The 13,506-nt window shown below is 69.8% G+C and carries 13 protein-coding genes; 5 read left to right on the top strand and 8 right to left on the bottom strand.

The window, feature by feature from the left end; translation table 11 throughout:
• Positions 1 to 27: 27 nt before the first annotated feature.
• The 3 genes from ACZ7KI_RS04000 to ACZ7KI_RS03990 are packed head-to-tail and all read right to left on the bottom strand — an operon-like array spanning position 28 to position 2,467.
• Positions 28 to 396 carry a DUF4345 domain-containing protein gene (locus tag ACZ7KI_RS04000; protein WP_470271703.1) on the bottom strand — a complete coding sequence of 123 codons (369 nt, stop codon included), beginning with the start codon at positions 394 to 396 and terminating at the stop codon, positions 28 to 30.
• The gene (locus ACZ7KI_RS03995) at positions 397 to 1,104 is read right to left on the bottom strand and encodes a response regulator (protein ID WP_470271702.1); all 708 of its coding nucleotides are present in this window, start codon (positions 1,102 to 1,104) and stop codon (positions 397 to 399) included.
• 7 nt (positions 1,105 to 1,111) lie between these two features.
• Positions 1,112 to 2,467: a PspC domain-containing protein gene (locus ACZ7KI_RS03990; protein WP_470271701.1), complete on the bottom strand. Its 1,356-nt coding sequence runs from the start codon at positions 2,465 to 2,467 to the stop codon at positions 1,112 to 1,114.
• Positions 2,468 to 2,577: 110 nt separating this feature from the next.
• Here ACZ7KI_RS03990 and ACZ7KI_RS03985 point away from each other — a divergent pair, with 110 nt between their 5' ends.
• Both ACZ7KI_RS03985 and ACZ7KI_RS03980 read left to right on the top strand, forming a co-directional pair.
• Entirely contained in the window at positions 2,578 to 3,855 is a 1,278-nt protein-coding gene (locus ACZ7KI_RS03985; protein WP_470271700.1) for a PspC domain-containing protein, read from the top strand.
• Entirely contained in the window at positions 3,848 to 4,081 is a 234-nt protein-coding gene (locus ACZ7KI_RS03980; RefSeq protein ID WP_470271699.1) for a hypothetical protein, read from the top strand. Before ACZ7KI_RS03985 ends, ACZ7KI_RS03980 begins: the two co-directional genes overlap by 8 nt.
• Before the next feature lie 234 nt (positions 4,082 to 4,315).
• On the opposite strand, the gene guaA is transcribed toward ACZ7KI_RS03980, so the two are convergent.
• Positions 4,316 to 5,872 carry a glutamine-hydrolyzing GMP synthase gene (gene guaA, locus ACZ7KI_RS03975; protein WP_470271698.1) on the bottom strand — a complete coding sequence of 519 codons (1,557 nt, stop codon included), beginning with the start codon at positions 5,870 to 5,872 and terminating at the stop codon, positions 4,316 to 4,318.
• Positions 5,873 to 5,999: 127 nt separating this feature from the next.
• Here guaA and ACZ7KI_RS03970 point away from each other — a divergent pair, with 127 nt between their 5' ends.
• The 3 genes from ACZ7KI_RS03970 (at position 6,000) to ACZ7KI_RS03960 (ending at position 9,118) form a co-directional block, all read left to right on the top strand.
• Positions 6,000 to 6,530, top strand: a complete 531-nt coding sequence (locus ACZ7KI_RS03970; RefSeq protein ID WP_470271697.1) for a DinB family protein — start codon at positions 6,000 to 6,002, stop codon at positions 6,528 to 6,530.
• Between the two features lie 88 nt (positions 6,531 to 6,618).
• Entirely contained in the window at positions 6,619 to 7,653 is a 1,035-nt protein-coding gene (locus tag ACZ7KI_RS03965) for a zinc-dependent alcohol dehydrogenase family protein (RefSeq protein ID WP_470271696.1), read from the top strand.
• A 19-nt stretch (positions 7,654 to 7,672) separates the two neighbouring features.
• Positions 7,673 to 9,118 carry an aldehyde dehydrogenase family protein gene (locus tag ACZ7KI_RS03960; protein WP_470271695.1) on the top strand — a complete coding sequence of 482 codons (1,446 nt, stop codon included), beginning with the start codon at positions 7,673 to 7,675 and terminating at the stop codon, positions 9,116 to 9,118.
• Here the strand turns inward: ACZ7KI_RS03960 and ACZ7KI_RS03955 are convergent.
• The 4 genes from ACZ7KI_RS03955 to ACZ7KI_RS03940 are packed head-to-tail and all read right to left on the bottom strand — an operon-like array spanning position 9,115 to position 13,460.
• The gene (locus tag ACZ7KI_RS03955; protein ID WP_470271694.1) at positions 9,115 to 10,569 is read right to left on the bottom strand and encodes an FAD-binding oxidoreductase; all 1,455 of its coding nucleotides are present in this window, start codon (positions 10,567 to 10,569) and stop codon (positions 9,115 to 9,117) included. The genes ACZ7KI_RS03960 and ACZ7KI_RS03955 overlap by 4 nt on opposite strands.
• 37 nt (positions 10,570 to 10,606) lie before the next feature.
• The gene (locus tag ACZ7KI_RS03950; protein WP_470271693.1) at positions 10,607 to 11,401 is read right to left on the bottom strand and encodes an ABC transporter ATP-binding protein; all 795 of its coding nucleotides are present in this window, start codon (positions 11,399 to 11,401) and stop codon (positions 10,607 to 10,609) included.
• Complete coding sequence (locus tag ACZ7KI_RS03945) at positions 11,398 to 12,456, bottom strand: FecCD family ABC transporter permease (protein WP_470271692.1); 1,059 nt, start codon at positions 12,454 to 12,456, stop codon at positions 11,398 to 11,400. The genes ACZ7KI_RS03950 and ACZ7KI_RS03945 overlap by 4 nt, the downstream gene beginning before the upstream one ends.
• A complete protein-coding gene (locus ACZ7KI_RS03940; protein ID WP_470271691.1) occupies positions 12,453 to 13,460 on the bottom strand; it encodes a FecCD family ABC transporter permease in 1,008 nt (335 codons plus the stop codon). The genes ACZ7KI_RS03945 and ACZ7KI_RS03940 overlap by 4 nt, the downstream gene beginning before the upstream one ends.
• Positions 13,461 to 13,506: the final 46 nt, after the last annotated feature.

Genomic DNA, 13,506 nt, shown 5'->3' with positions numbered 1-13,506 from the left:
GTTTAGCCCGCTAAAGGCGACGCGGCGTCAGAGGACGGAGACGACGAGCAGGGCGGCCATGACCAGCTCGACCCAGAAGTAGAGCCAGCTGGGATAGAACCGCTCCGGCCGCTCCGCGAACCGCGCGACCAGCCGCCCGAAAGCCATCCCGACGAGTGCGACGGCCACCGCGATCGCGACGCCCCGCTGGATCCCGCCGACGTCGAAAGCCGCGAAACCGAGCAGCACGGCGATCGCCACGCCGAAGCCGCCGTAAACCGCGCGCACCTCGGTCCGCGCGGTCGCGGACTCCAGCGTGATGCCGAAGGGCCGGATCAACCGGCGCGGCGCGACGAGCCCGAGTAGCCCCATCCCCAGGAAGAACACGGCCACCAGGCCGATGAGGACGTGCGCCATCTAGACGAGACGCCGGTCGGAAGCCCAGCGCGAGAGCTCGTACCGGTTCGAAAGCTGCGTCTTCCGCAGAACGCTCGACACATGCGTCTCGACGGTCTTCACCGAGATGAACAGCTCGGACGCGATTTCCTTGTACGCGTACCCGCGCGCGAGCAGCCGCAGCACGTCACGTTCCCGCGGTGTCAGCAGGTCGAGGTCCGGGTCGCTGATCGGCGCGGAACCCGGCCGGTCGGCGAACGCGTCGAGCACGAACCCGGCCAGCCGCGGCGAGAACACCGCGTCGCCGTCGGAAACCCGCACGACCGCGCGCACGAGTTCCTTCGACGAGATCGTCTTCGTGACATAGCCACGCGCCCCGGCGCGGATCACGGCGATCACGTCCTCCGCGGCGTCGGAGACCGACAGCGCGAGGAACACGACATCGGGCAGTTCCGGACGGACCCGGCGGAGCACCTCCGCGCCGCCACCGTCCGGCATGTGCACGTCGAGCAACACGACCTGCGGTTTGGTCCGCGCGATCCCCGCGACCGCGTCGGCCACCGAGCCTGCCTCGCCGACCACGCGCACGTCGTCGGTGATCGAATCCAGTTCGGTACGCACACCCGCGCGGAAAAGCGCGTGGTCGTCGACGAGGAAGACCTTGACCGGCTCCCGCGTCTGCTGGTTCTCCGTCACGATGCTCCCTCGCTCGCCCTGTCCCGTGAGCATAGCGACCTCACGCCGCGCCCTTCCCCGCCTTGACCGGCATCTCCAGCTGGACTTCGGTTCCTTCACCCGGCGCGGTACGCAGTTTGCACTTGCCCCCGTGCCGCTCCATCCGCCCCCGGATGGAATCCGCGAGTCCGTGCCGGTCGGCCGGGACGACGTCGGGATCGAATCCCTTGCCCCGGTCGCGCACGAAAACGGTCACCGCTGTCGGCTCGACCTCGGCGTACACGCTGACCTCGTCGACACCCGCGTGCTTGGCGGCGTTGACGATCGCTTCGCGCGCCGCCTGCACCAGCGCGGTCAACGGTTCGTTCAGCGTGGCTTCCCCCACCACGACCTGCTGAACCGAAATCGCGAACGTGTCCTCGACCTCGCCGCACGCGGCCGCGAGCACCTCGGACAACTGCCCGCTGATCGCATCCTCTTCGGTCTTCTGGCTCTTGCCGTACCCCGTCGGCCCGTACAGCCAGGCGCGCAGCTCGCGTTCCTGACCGCGAGCGAGCCTGGCGACCTCTCGCGGTGCTTCCGCCTGCTTCTGGATCAGGGCGAGGGTCTGCAGGACCGAGTCGTGCAGATGCGCGGCGATCTCGGCGCGTTCGTCGGTGCGGACGCGGGCGGTGCGCTCGTCGGACAGGTCGCGGACCAGGCGCAACCAGAACGGGACGGTCAGCACGGCGACGCCGAACAGCGTCGCGATCACCGCGACCAGCGCGAACTTGACCTGCTCCATACTGCCGCTCTGCAGGACAACGACGCCGATCCCGGTCATCACCAGCGCGACACCGGCGACGACGCGGATCGCGGCCGACCAGCCCCCGCCGCCGAGGAACGCCCCGGCGACACTGTCCTTCGCCCCGAGACGCCAGCGGCGTCGCTGCGACTCGTCGGCCTCACGCCAGACGACCGCCGCACCGATCATGGCCAGCGCGAGGGGGATCGCGAGCCAGCCGCTGATCAGCCCGGTCAGCGTGCCGCTGGCGACGGCAAGACCGACCCCGAGCGCCATCAGGCCGAAAGCCTGCTGCTTTTCCTTCGGGGCGGACTTCTCCGGCGCGACCTCGCCGGACTGTTGCTGGATGAAGACCCACAGCAGGCCGTAGGCGAGCAGGCCGACGCCGTTCATCGCGGACAGCAACGCGAACGCCGTCCGGACCCAGAGCACCTTGACGCCGAGGTGATCGGCGAGCCCGCCCGCGACACCCGCGATGGCACGGCCGGACCGGCGGCGATACATCTTGGGCGGTTCGAACTGCGTCAAGGGCAGACTGCCGGGCACCGGCACCGGAGGGCGCTCGATGAGCGTCGGTTTCGCCTGCCCGGCGAGGTCGTTGGGGGCGGATTCCTGCACGTTCTCCATGGTCACACGCCAGGAGGTACTGATCCATCGGGGAAACCCCTGACTCTTCCCGCTGGGGAAACCTCAGGGACCTTCCCGGATGTGTCGGGTGGCCACCGGGGCGCATTCTTTGTGGCATGAGTGGGAGTGAGACACATACGCCGAAGGGCGGCCCCGCGGCCGGCTTCGAGGAGACCGTCAAGGATTTCTGGCGGAGCAGGCCGGTTCGCCCGGTGCACGGCCGTAAGTTCGCCGGCGTCGCGGCCGGGATCGGCTACCGGTACGGCATCGACCCGACCGTGGTCCGCGTCGCGCTGGTCGCCGCGACCGTGTTCGGCGGCTTCGGCGTCTTCGTCTATCTGCTGGGCTGGCTGTTCCTGCCGCAGGAGGGCGACCGCGTTTCCGCGTTCGAGGGCCTGATCGGCCGTGGCCGCGCGTCGAGTTCGCCGGCGTTCGCGGTGCTGCTGCTGATCCTGCTGTTCCCCGGTCTCACCTGGACCCTGAGCGGCGGCTGGATGACCGACGGCACGGGGTTGATCGGTTTCGCGCTGGTCGCCGTCGCGCTGTACCTGCTGCACCGCAATCGCGGGCAGTTCAACCGGCCGGTGATGCCCGCTCCGGCGTATCCGACCGCCGCGTTCTCGATGGCGTCGGCGTCGTCGGCCTCCACTTCGACGGCGACAGAGGGCGGCTGGGACCCGCTCGCGGCCGACCCGTCCGCTTGGGACCTGCCGAACGCGTCGTCGTTCGGTGGCGGGGGCCTGCCGCCGCAGACCCCTCCGCCGCCTCCCGCGCCGCCGGCGCCTCGCGGCCGGAAGTCGAAGATCGGCGCGGCGACGTTCGGGGTCGCCGTGCTGGTGGCCGGGGTCGGCACTGTCCTCGCTCTGGACGGCGAGGCGTGGTTCACGATGCAGCACGTCGTCGGGCTCGCCCTCGGCGTGGTCGGCATCGGACTGGTGGCCGGTTCGTTCGTACGGGGCGGTCGCGGGCTGATCGGGCTGGCGGTGCCGCTGGCGATCGTCGGGATGGCGCTGACCACGGTGCCGTTCGAGAACTTCTCCGTGAAGGGCGGTATGGGCGACCTGAGCGTGACGCCGAGCCAGGTGTCCGAGGTGCTGCCCGAGTACCACCGTTCGGCCGGGGACATCGACCTCGACCTGACCAAGCTGCCCGCGGGGACGACGGTGACCACGAAGGTCACCAGTGGGGCTGGAACCTCGACGGTGCTCGTGCCGATGGGTGCCGAGGTGAAGGTCACCTGCGAGACCGGGGCGGGGGACGTCGACTGCCTCGGTCAGACCCGCTCGGGGGTCGGTGAGGACGCGATCGACTTCACCGCGCCAGGCGACAGTGGCCAGAAGATCGTCCTGCAGGTCAAGAACGGTGTCGGCAACGTGGAGGTGCGTCGTGGCTGAGTACGACTACGACAAGTACGACAGCACGCAGGCCCAACCGGCCAAGCGCGGGGTGGACGTCTTCACCCTGATCGTCGGGATCGCGACGCTGCTGGTGTCGGGTTACGTCCTCTCGGACGGCTCCACGTGGCTCCCACAGTTCGACTTCCGGTGGGTCATGGCGGGCGGGGCGATCTTCGTCGGCGTCCTGCTGCTCGCCGCGTCGTTGCGCAAGAGCCGCCGCTAGCGGCCCCGCTCACGAACCACTCCCTCAGAAGGCCCCGGCCCCTCGCCGGGGCCTTCACCTTGCGCCCACCTGCGGCAGGAGGCGACTTTAGCCCCCTAATCGTGCTCCGGCCGCCCAGGTGCCCGAGGCCCACCGGATCGCGATTAGGGGGCGAAAGTCGCTCCGCCTCGCCCAGGTGCCCAGGCGACGCGGATCGCGTTTAGCCCGCTAAACGCGACTCGGAGGGGGTAAGGATCACTCCCACTCGATGGTGCCCGGCGGCTTGGACGTGACGTCCAGGACCACCCGGTTCACCTCGGCGACCTCGTTGGTGATGCGGGTCGAGATCCGCTCCAGCACCTCGTAGGGCAGCCGCGTCCAGTCCGCGGTCATCGCGTCCTCGGACGACACCGGCCGCAGCACGATCGGGTGCCCGTAGGTCCGCCCGTCGCCCTGGACGCCGACGCTGCGGACGTCGGCCAGCAGCACCACCGGGCATTGCCAGATCTCGTTGTCCAGCCCGGCCGCGGTGAGTTCCTCGCGCGCGATGGCGTCGGCGGCGCGCAGTGTCTCAAGCCGCTCGGCGTCGACGGCGCCGATGATCCGGATGCCGAGCCCCGGCCCGGGGAACGGCTGCCGCTGCACGATCGTCTCCGGCAGCCCGAGCTCCAGCCCGACGCGGCGCACCTCGTCCTTGAACAGCAGGCGCAGCGGCTCGACGAGTTCGAACTGCAGGTCGTCGGGCAGCCCACCGACGTTGTGGTGGCTCTTGATGTTCGCCGCGCCCTCGCCGCCGCCGGATTCGACGACGTCCGGGTACAGCGTCCCCTGCACCAGGAACTTGTAGTCGCCCTTGGCCTTGAGATCGCGCTCGGCCTGCTCGAACACGCGGATGAACTCGCGCCCGATGATCTTGCGCTTCTCCTCGGGGTCGGTGACCCCGGCCAGCGCGTCGAGGAACCGCTCACGGGCGTCGACGGTGACCAGGTTGACCCCGGTGGCGGCGACGAAATCGCGCTCGACCTGTGTCCGCTCGCCGGAGCGCAGCAGCCCGTGGTCGACGAACACGCAGGTCAGCCGGTCACCGATGGCACGCTGGACCAGCGCGGCGGCCACGGCGGAGTCGACACCGCCGGAGAGCCCGCAGATCGCGCGGCCGTCGCCGACCTGCTCGGCGATGCGGGTGACCTGCTCGTCGACGATGGACGAGGTCGTCCACTGCGGTTCGATACCCGCGATGTCGTGCAGGAAGCGGCGAAGCACCTCCTGGCCGTGCGGCGAGTGATGGACCTCGGGGTGGTACTGAACACCGGCGAAGCGGCGCTCGACGTCTTCGAACCCGGCGACCGCGGCGCCGTCGCTCGACGCGGTGACGGTGGCACCCTCGGGAGCCTTGGTGACGCTGTCGTTGTGGCTCATCCAGGCGGGCTGGGTGTTCGGCAGGCCGGCGTGCAGGACGCCGCCCTCACCGGCGACGCGGACCTCGGTGCGGCCGAACTCGCGGATGCCGGTCGGTTCGACCGTGCCGCCGAGCGCCTGCGCGAGCACCTGGTGGCCGTAGCAGATCCCGAGGATCGGCACGCCCGCGTCGACCAGTCCGGGGGCGAGCGCGGGGGCGTTCTCCGCGTACACGCTGGAAGGACCACCGGAAAGGATGATGGCGGCCGGATCCTTCGCGAGGATGTCCTCGGCGGTGGCGGTGTGCGGGACGACTTCGGAGTAGACCTGGGCCTCACGTACGCGGCGCGCGATCAGCTGCGCGTACTGCGCCCCGAAGTCCACGACGAGTACCGGACCGGTGGGACTGGGCACCTGAGACCTCCTGATCAGAGCAGCACGCTTCCCCACCATCGTCCCAGGTGGGCCCGGTCACCCCGCCGCCAACCCCCAGACGATTCAGGACAGTCGCTGACCGCTAGCGCGCCTACCGTACGAAGGCATGAGCATCGACTGGACCGGCGAACTGTCCGAGCAGCTCGACCTGCACTGGAGGCAGCACCTTCGCCCTCGCCTGGACGCCCTCACCGACGACGAGTACCTCTGGGAGCCCGTCGAGGGCTGCTGGTCGGTGCGGCCGGGTGAGCAAGGCCGCTTTGCTATCGACTGGGCCTACCCGGAACCCTCGCCCCCGCCGGTGACGACGATCGCCTGGCGGCTCGCCCACATCATCGTCGGCGTCCTCGCGATGCGGAACGCGTCGCACTTCGACGGCCCGCCCACCGACTACGAGACGCATCCCTACGCGGGCACCGCCGCCGAAGCGCTCAAGCAGCTCGACGACGCGTACGCACACTGGCGCGACAGCGTCCGCCGCCTCTACGCCGAAGACCTTGCGAGGCCGTGTGGCCCGGCCGAAGGCCCGTACTCCGAATACCCGCTCGCGACCCTCGTCCTGCACATCAACCGGGAGGCCATCCACCACGGCGCCGAGATCCTCCTGCTCCGCGACCTCTACGCGCGTCGCGTTTAGCCCGCTAAACGCGCTCCCCGGCCACGTCGCGTTTAGCGGGCTAAACGCGACGCGCCCATACTGGGCCCAGCCGAGGAAAGGACCCGCCTTGCGAGCGACTGTCATCTACGGGGCCGGCGACGTACGCGTCGAGACCGTCCCCGACCCGAAACTGAGCGAGCCCACCGACGCCCTTCTCCGCGTGGTCCGCTCGTGCATCTGCGGCAGCGACCTCTGGCCGTACGGCAGCATGCCCGCCCGCGACCGCGGCGTCCGGATCGGTCACGAGTTCCTTGGCGTCATCGAGGCCGTCGGCTCCGACGTCACCACGCTCAAAACCGGCGACCTGGTCGTCGCGCCCTTCGTCTACTCCGACAACACCTGCCAGTTCTGCCGCGAAGGCCTCCACACCTCGTGCCTGCACGGAGGCTTCTGGGGCGCGAAGGGCGTCGACGCCGGCCAGGGCGAGGCCGTCCGCGTCCCGCAGGCCGACGGCACGCTCGTGAAACTGCCGCACACCGAGGACGACGACCTGCTCGCGTCGCTTCTCACCCTCTCCGACGTCTTCCCGACCGGACATCACGCCGCGACCAAGGCCGGGGTGAACGAACGCACCACTGTCACCGTCATCGGCGACGGCGCCGTCGGGCTCTGCGCGGTCCTCGCCGCGAAGCGCCTCGGCGCCGAACGCATCATCCTGATGGGCCGTCATCAGGCTCGTACGGACCTCGGCCGCGAGTTCGGCGCGACAGACGTCGTGTCCGAGCGCGGCGACGAAGGCATCGAGAAGGTCCGAGAGCTGACCAACGGCGAAGGCACGCACACCGTCCTCGAATGCGTCGGCACGAAGGCCGCCTTCGAGATGGGCGTCGGCGCTGTGCGCCCCGGCGGCAAGATCAGCCGCGTCGGCGTGCCGCAGTACGACGAGGGCCCGATCGGCCCGCCGCTCTTCCGCCGCAACATCACCGTCACCGGCGGCGTCGCCCCGGCCCGCCACTACATCCCCGAGTTGCTCGACGACGTCGTCGAGGGCAGGTACCACCCGGGCAAGGTGTTCGACCGGACCATCGGACTCGAAGAGGTCCCCGACGGCTACCGCGCGATGGCCGACCGCGAAGCGCTCAAGGTGCTCGTCAAGCCATGACTGGAATACCTTGTCACCTATGGACATGATCACCCCGGAGCCGCGTCCCGCCTGGATCGCCGGCCGCGCCGAGCAGGGCGCTTCGACGCTCACCGTGCACCATCCCTACGACGGCAGCGAAGTCGCGACCGTCGCGGTGCCCGGCCCGGAGCAGGTCGAACGGGCGGTGAGCGCGGCGGTGAGCGTCGCGAAGGAGTTCCGGCGTTCCTCGGCGCACAGCCGCGCCGCGGCCCTCGACCACGTTTCGCGGGTCATCGCCGGCCGTGCCGAGGAGATCTCCGAGGTCATCACTGCCGAGAACGGGAAACCGCTCAAGTGGGCCGACGCCGAGGTGCGGCGCGCGGTGTCGGTGTTCCGGATCGCCGCCGAAGAGGCCCGCAGGTTCAGTGGTGACCTGCAGCGTTTGGACACGGACCCGGCGGGCGAAGGCAGGCTGGCGCTCACCCGGCGCATCCCTCGCGGACCGGTGCTGGGCATCGCGCCGTTCAACTTCCCGCTGAACCTCGTGGCGCACAAGGTCGCCCCGTCGCTCGCGGTCGGCGCGCCGATCATCGTCAAACCCGCGCCGCGTACGCCGCTGTCCGCGCTGATCCTCGGCGAGATCCTGGCTGAGACCGATCTGCCGGAAGGCGCGTTTTCGGTGCTGCCGCTCGGCAATGAGGAGACTTCGGCGCTGGTCGCGGATCCTCGGCTGCCGGTCGTGTCGTTCACCGGTTCGGGCCCGGTCGGCTGGTCGCTGGCGGACGCCGCGCCGCGCAAGCACGTCGTGCTCGAACTCGGCGGCAACGCGGCGGCCGTCGTCCTGCGCGACTGGCCGGATCCCGAAGGCGCGGCGGAGCGCATCGCGACCTTCGGCAACTATCAGGCCGGACAGTCGTGCATCGCGGTGCAGCGGGTGATCGTCGAACGCGAGGTCGCCGAGGAATTCGTGCCCGCGCTGGTGGAAGCCGTGAAAGCCCAGCGGAGCGGTGACCCGTACGACAAGAACACCGACGTCGGCCCGGTCGTCGACGAGGCGGCCGCGGAGCGGATCGTGGCTTGGATCGACGAAGCCGTCGCGGCGGGCGCGAAGATCCTCACCGGCGGCAAGCGGGACGGCGCGACGGTGGAGCCGACCGTGCTCACCGACGTTCCACCGTCCACAAAGGCCTGGGCGGAGGAGATCTTCGGCCCGGTGCTGGCCGTGTCCATTGTGGATGGTGTCGACGAGGCTTTCGCTTCGGTCAACGAATCCGCGTACGGATTGCAGGCCGGAGTGTTCACCCGCGACGTACATCTCGCCTTCTACGCGTCGACCGAACTCGAAGTCGGCGGCGTGATCATCGGCGACGTCCCGTCCTACCGCGCGGACCAGATGCCGTATGGCGGCGTCAAGGGATCGGGTGTCGGCCGGGAAGGCGTACTCGCCGCGATGCACGACCTCACCGAGGAACGGGTCACCGTCTTCACCGGCATCGACCTTTAATCCGGGGTGACGGCCTGCGCGAACCCGAACACCTTGTCCGGGTCGTAGGTCTTCGCCACCTGCTTGAGCCGGGTGGCGTTGTCGCCGTAGTAGGCCGTCATCCAGTCGGGCAGGGCAGGGTCGATGTAGTTGACGTAGCCTCCGCCCAGCCCCATTCCGTTCACCACCTCGGCGACGGAATCCGTTGCCACGGAACGATTGCGCGTGTCAGCCTGACTGTAGATCTGCACGCTGCCGATCGCCTTCCGGTGCCAGAAAGCGGTGGCGTCCGGTGCGATGTCGGCAACGGCGCCGCCGAGACCGTCGACCAGGAGGTCCATTCCGCGCCTGCCTTTGAGGACGAAAGTCAGCTTCGCCGGATCCACCGGCTCGCTCAAAATCCGCGAAGAGGCCACAAAGGACTGACGGCTTTCGCTGCCGGAGAAGTACTTCATGGCACCGAGATAGTCGAGCTGCTTCATGGTCTGCGTCGCGCCGCTCTTGTCGGTCAGCCGCGAAAGCACCGTGTTCAAGGAAGCGGAGTCACCTACGTAGCAACCGGAAACCCGCGCACCGACCGGGGAACCACCCGACAGCACGACATTCGCCCACAGCTCCGGTGGCGCTTCGGGCAGCCAGCGCTGCCACTGCGCGAGGACATCGTTCGCGCTTCCCGCCGGGAACTTCAGCGAGAACACGGTGACGGCCGAGGGAGCCGGATCGGTGCGGAAAGTGAACGACGTGACGACGCCGAAGTTGCCGCCGCCCCCGCCACGCAACGCCCAGAACAACTCGGGCTCGGAGTCCGCCGAAGTGGTTCGAAGTTTTCCGTCCGCCGTAACGACTTGTGCGGACACCAGGTGATCGCAGGTGAGTCCGTATTTTCGGGCGAGGACCCCGATCCCGCCGCCGAGCGTCAGCCCGGCGATACCGACGCTGGGACAGGAACCGGCGGGCAGGCAACGCCCCGCGCCGCCGAGGGTGGCGTAGACGTCCTTGAGTTTCGCGCCGGCGCCGATCACGACCTGCTCACCCTGAACGTCCACTGAGGACATTCCGCCGAGGTCGAGCATCAGCCCGCCGTCGGGAACGGAATATCCCGCGTAGCTGTGCCCGCCGCTCCGGGCCGCGATCTGCACCCTCCTCGCCGCGGCGGAAACAGCGGCCTGCACGTCCTCCGACCGAGTGCATTTCGCGATCGCGGCAGGCTTGAGGCCGTCGAAAGCCGGATTGAACACCCGTTTGGCGCTGTCGTAGCCGGAATCTCCCGGCAGCAACAGCGAAACTCGCTTCCGCAGCGCCGCCCAGTCCGGCGGCCCGGCGGGCGGGGTGACGCTGGTGCTCGGCGGCAACGACGTGCCAGGAGCCGAAGTGGGCGCTTGGGTGGGAGGCGCCGCGGAGCACGCCGAAGCGGCCGCCCCGGCCACGGTCGCGCCGGCGAGCTTGAGGAACGCCCTTCTCTCCAGCTTCATGCCCGTTAGACGCCCGTGAGGCGGGCAGGTTGCGACCCTACGCCCGAAGGTGTGCGCTCACCGGCACGACCAGCGGCGTACCGGACACCGGATCCTCCATGACCTTCGCCGACAAGCCGAAGATCTCGTCGAGGAGCGGCTCGGTGAGGACGTCGGCGGGCGGGCCCTGCGCGACGATCCGGCCGTCGCGCATCGCGACCAGCTTGTCCGCGTACCTGGCGGCGAGATTCAGGTCGTGCAGCACCATCACCACCGTGGTCCCGCGTTCTTCGTGCAGCCGGTACACCAGGTCCAGCACGTCGATCTGGTGCGCGAGGTCGAGGTAGGTGATGGGTTCGTCGAGCAGGAGCAGCCCGGTCTCCTGTGCCAGCGTCATCGAAATCCACGCCCGCTGCCGCTGCCCACCGGACAGCTGATCGACGACCCGGCCGGCGTGCTCTTCCATCCCGGTCAGCCGCAGGGCCCGCTCGATCGCCTCGTCATCGGAGGAGGACCACTGCCGGTACCAGCTCTGATGCGGATGGCGCCCCCGCCGGACCAGGTCCGAGACGGTCAGTCCTTCGGGCGCGGACGGTGTCTGCGGCAGCAGACCGATGATCTTGGCGACCTCACGGGTCGGCAGTTTGTCGATCCGCTCGCCGTCGAGCAGGACCGCGCCCTGACGTGGTTTGAGCAACCTCGCCAACGCGCGCAGCAACGTCGATTTGCCGCAGCCGTTGGGCCCGATGATCGCGGTGACGGTCCCGTCGAGGACGTCGAGGTCGAGCCCGGTCACGACGGGTGTTTCGCCGTAGCCGAGTTCCAGTTCCCGGGCACGCAGTCTCGCGTTCACGCGCGCTCCTCCTTACGGCTGCGGACGAACAAGAAGATCAGGTAGGGCGCGCCGAGGATCGCCGTCAGCACGCCGACGGGGAGCCCGGACAGGCCCGGCGTCACCCGGACGACGAAGTCCGCGCCCACGGTCAGCAGGGCGCCGAGGACCATCGATCCGACGAGCGGCGGCTGCGACGAACGGACGAGCCGCAGTGCGATCTGCGGAGTGGCCAGGGCGACGAAGGTGATCGGCCCGGCGGCCGCGGTGGCGACGGCGGCCAGCGCCGCGGCGAGCAACAGCAGCGTCCCGCGGGCGGCGTCGACCCGGATGCCGAGGCCGCGCGCGGTGTCGTCGCCGAACTGGAGCCCGCCGATGGTGTGCCCGGCGATCAGCGTGATCGGCGCGAGTGCGGCCAGCGCGAGCAGGACCGGGGCGACCGACTCCCAGCCGACGTCGGCGAGGCTGCCCACGATCCACGTCGTCGCCCGCGCCGCGTTGTCGACGTCTCCGACGGTCAGCAGCCAGTACACGAGGTTGTAGCCGACGGCGGAAAGCGCGATACCGATCAGGACCAGGCGGTAGCCGTCGATCCCGCGCCGCCAGGAAAGGGCGTACAGCAGGATGCCCGCGATCACGCCGCCCGCCAGTCCGGCGAGTGGCACGCCCAGCGTGCCAGCCAGTCCGCTGACCTGGCCACCGGTGCCGCCGGCCACGATGACACCGACCGCGCCGACGCCCGCGCCCCAGGTGATCCCGAGGATGTCCGGGCTGGCCAGCGGGTTCCTGGCGATGGTCTGGAACAGCGCGCCGGAAAGGCCGAGGGCCGCGCCGACGCCGAGACCGGTCAGCGTGCGCGGCATCCGCAGGTCGAAGATGATCCCGCGTTCCCGCGCGGTGCCGCCGCCGAACAGCGTCTTCAGCACGTCGACGAGGCCGATGTGGGAGGTGCCGATGCCGATGTTCAGCGCCGCGACCAGCACGAGCGCGACCGCCGCGAGGAGCACGACGGCGAGCGTCCTCGGCCGGACCGGCCAGGCCGCGCGACCGAACGTGATCACCTTGGGTGCCGTCATATCCGTGCCAAGCCCTTCTTGCGGACCAAGTGGACGAACACCGGCACCCCGAGCACCGCGAGCATGATGCCGACTTCCAGGCTGTCCGACGCGACGACGCGGCCGAGCAGATCGGCGGCCAGCAGCAGGATCGCCCCGAGCACCGCCGAGAACGGCACCAGCCAGCGGTAGTCGGGTCCGCTGATCGCCCGCGCGAAATGCGGGACCAGCAGGCCGAGGAACGCGATCGGCCCGCAGGCCGCGACGGCGGCACCGGTCAGCAGGGTGATGGCGGCGACCCCGAGCAGCCGCGTCCGCCCGACCCGCCGTCCGAGCGCGACAGCGACGTCGTCGCCGAGCGCCAGCGTGTTCATCCCCGGGGTGTTGATGACCGCGAGTAGCAGGCCTACTGCCACGAACGGCGCGATCTGGCCGATCATCGCGGGGTCGCGGCCGGCGATCGAGCCGACGTGCCAGAACCGGTAGGTCTCCATCCCGCGGTCGTCGCCGAGCACGATGGCGGAGATGACGCCGTTGAGCAGCGCGCTCACCGCGGCCCCGGCCAGCGCGAGCGTCACCGGGGTGGCGCCGCGCCCGCCGACCGCGCCGAGCAGGAACACCACGGCGCTCGCGACGAGTGCGCCCGCGAAACCGAACCAGATGAACGCGTACAGGTCGTCGATACCGAACACGACCACGGCGAGCACGACCGCGAACGCCGCGCCCTGGGTGACGCCGAGCAGGCCGGGATCGGCCAGCGGGTTACGGGTGTGGCCCTGCATGAGCGCTCCGGCCGCGCCGAGCGCGAGCCCCGCCAGCACACCGAGCAGCGTGCGCGGAACGCGTAAGGAACGGACGATCAAATGATCCGGTGCTCCGGTGGGATGGACGACGGCGTCCCAAACCACACCGAGGGGAATCGATCGCGCACCGAGCGCGATGCTGGCGACACAGATCACAGCCAAAAGTGCGAGGAGCAGCGCTCCCGCTGTCGCCTTCCCAACACGAACTTCCACTGTGGACATCCGCCATCCTATGCTCCGGTTAGGAAAGCCTAACCGCACAGAAAGA

Source organism: Amycolatopsis sp. NPDC039088 (assembly GCF_055598845.1).
This window is presented reverse-complemented; position numbering and strand designations above follow the sequence as displayed.

Bases quoted from the DNA above. Each gene is read 5' to 3' on its own strand.
- ACZ7KI_RS03945 (WP_470271692.1), bottom strand. From the start codon at position 12,456: ATGACGGCACCCAAGGTGATCACGTTCGGTCGCGCGGCCTGGCCGGTC.
- ACZ7KI_RS03985 (WP_470271700.1), top strand. From the start codon at position 2,578: ATGAGTGGGAGTGAGACACATACGCCGAAGGGCGGCCCCGCGGCCGGC.
- ACZ7KI_RS03970 (WP_470271697.1), top strand. From the start codon at position 6,000: ATGAGCATCGACTGGACCGGCGAACTGTCCGAGCAGCTCGACCTGCAC.
- ACZ7KI_RS04000 (WP_470271703.1), bottom strand. From the start codon at position 396: ATGGCGCACGTCCTCATCGGCCTGGTGGCCGTGTTCTTCCTGGGGATG.
- ACZ7KI_RS03960 (WP_470271695.1), top strand. From the start codon at position 7,673: ATGGACATGATCACCCCGGAGCCGCGTCCCGCCTGGATCGCCGGCCGC.
- ACZ7KI_RS03940 (WP_470271691.1), bottom strand. From the start codon at position 13,460: ATGTCCACAGTGGAAGTTCGTGTTGGGAAGGCGACAGCGGGAGCGCTG.
- ACZ7KI_RS03995 (WP_470271702.1), bottom strand. From the start codon at position 1,104: ATGCTCACGGGACAGGGCGAGCGAGGGAGCATCGTGACGGAGAACCAG.
- ACZ7KI_RS03955 (WP_470271694.1), bottom strand. From the start codon at position 10,569: ATGAAGCTGGAGAGAAGGGCGTTCCTCAAGCTCGCCGGCGCGACCGTG.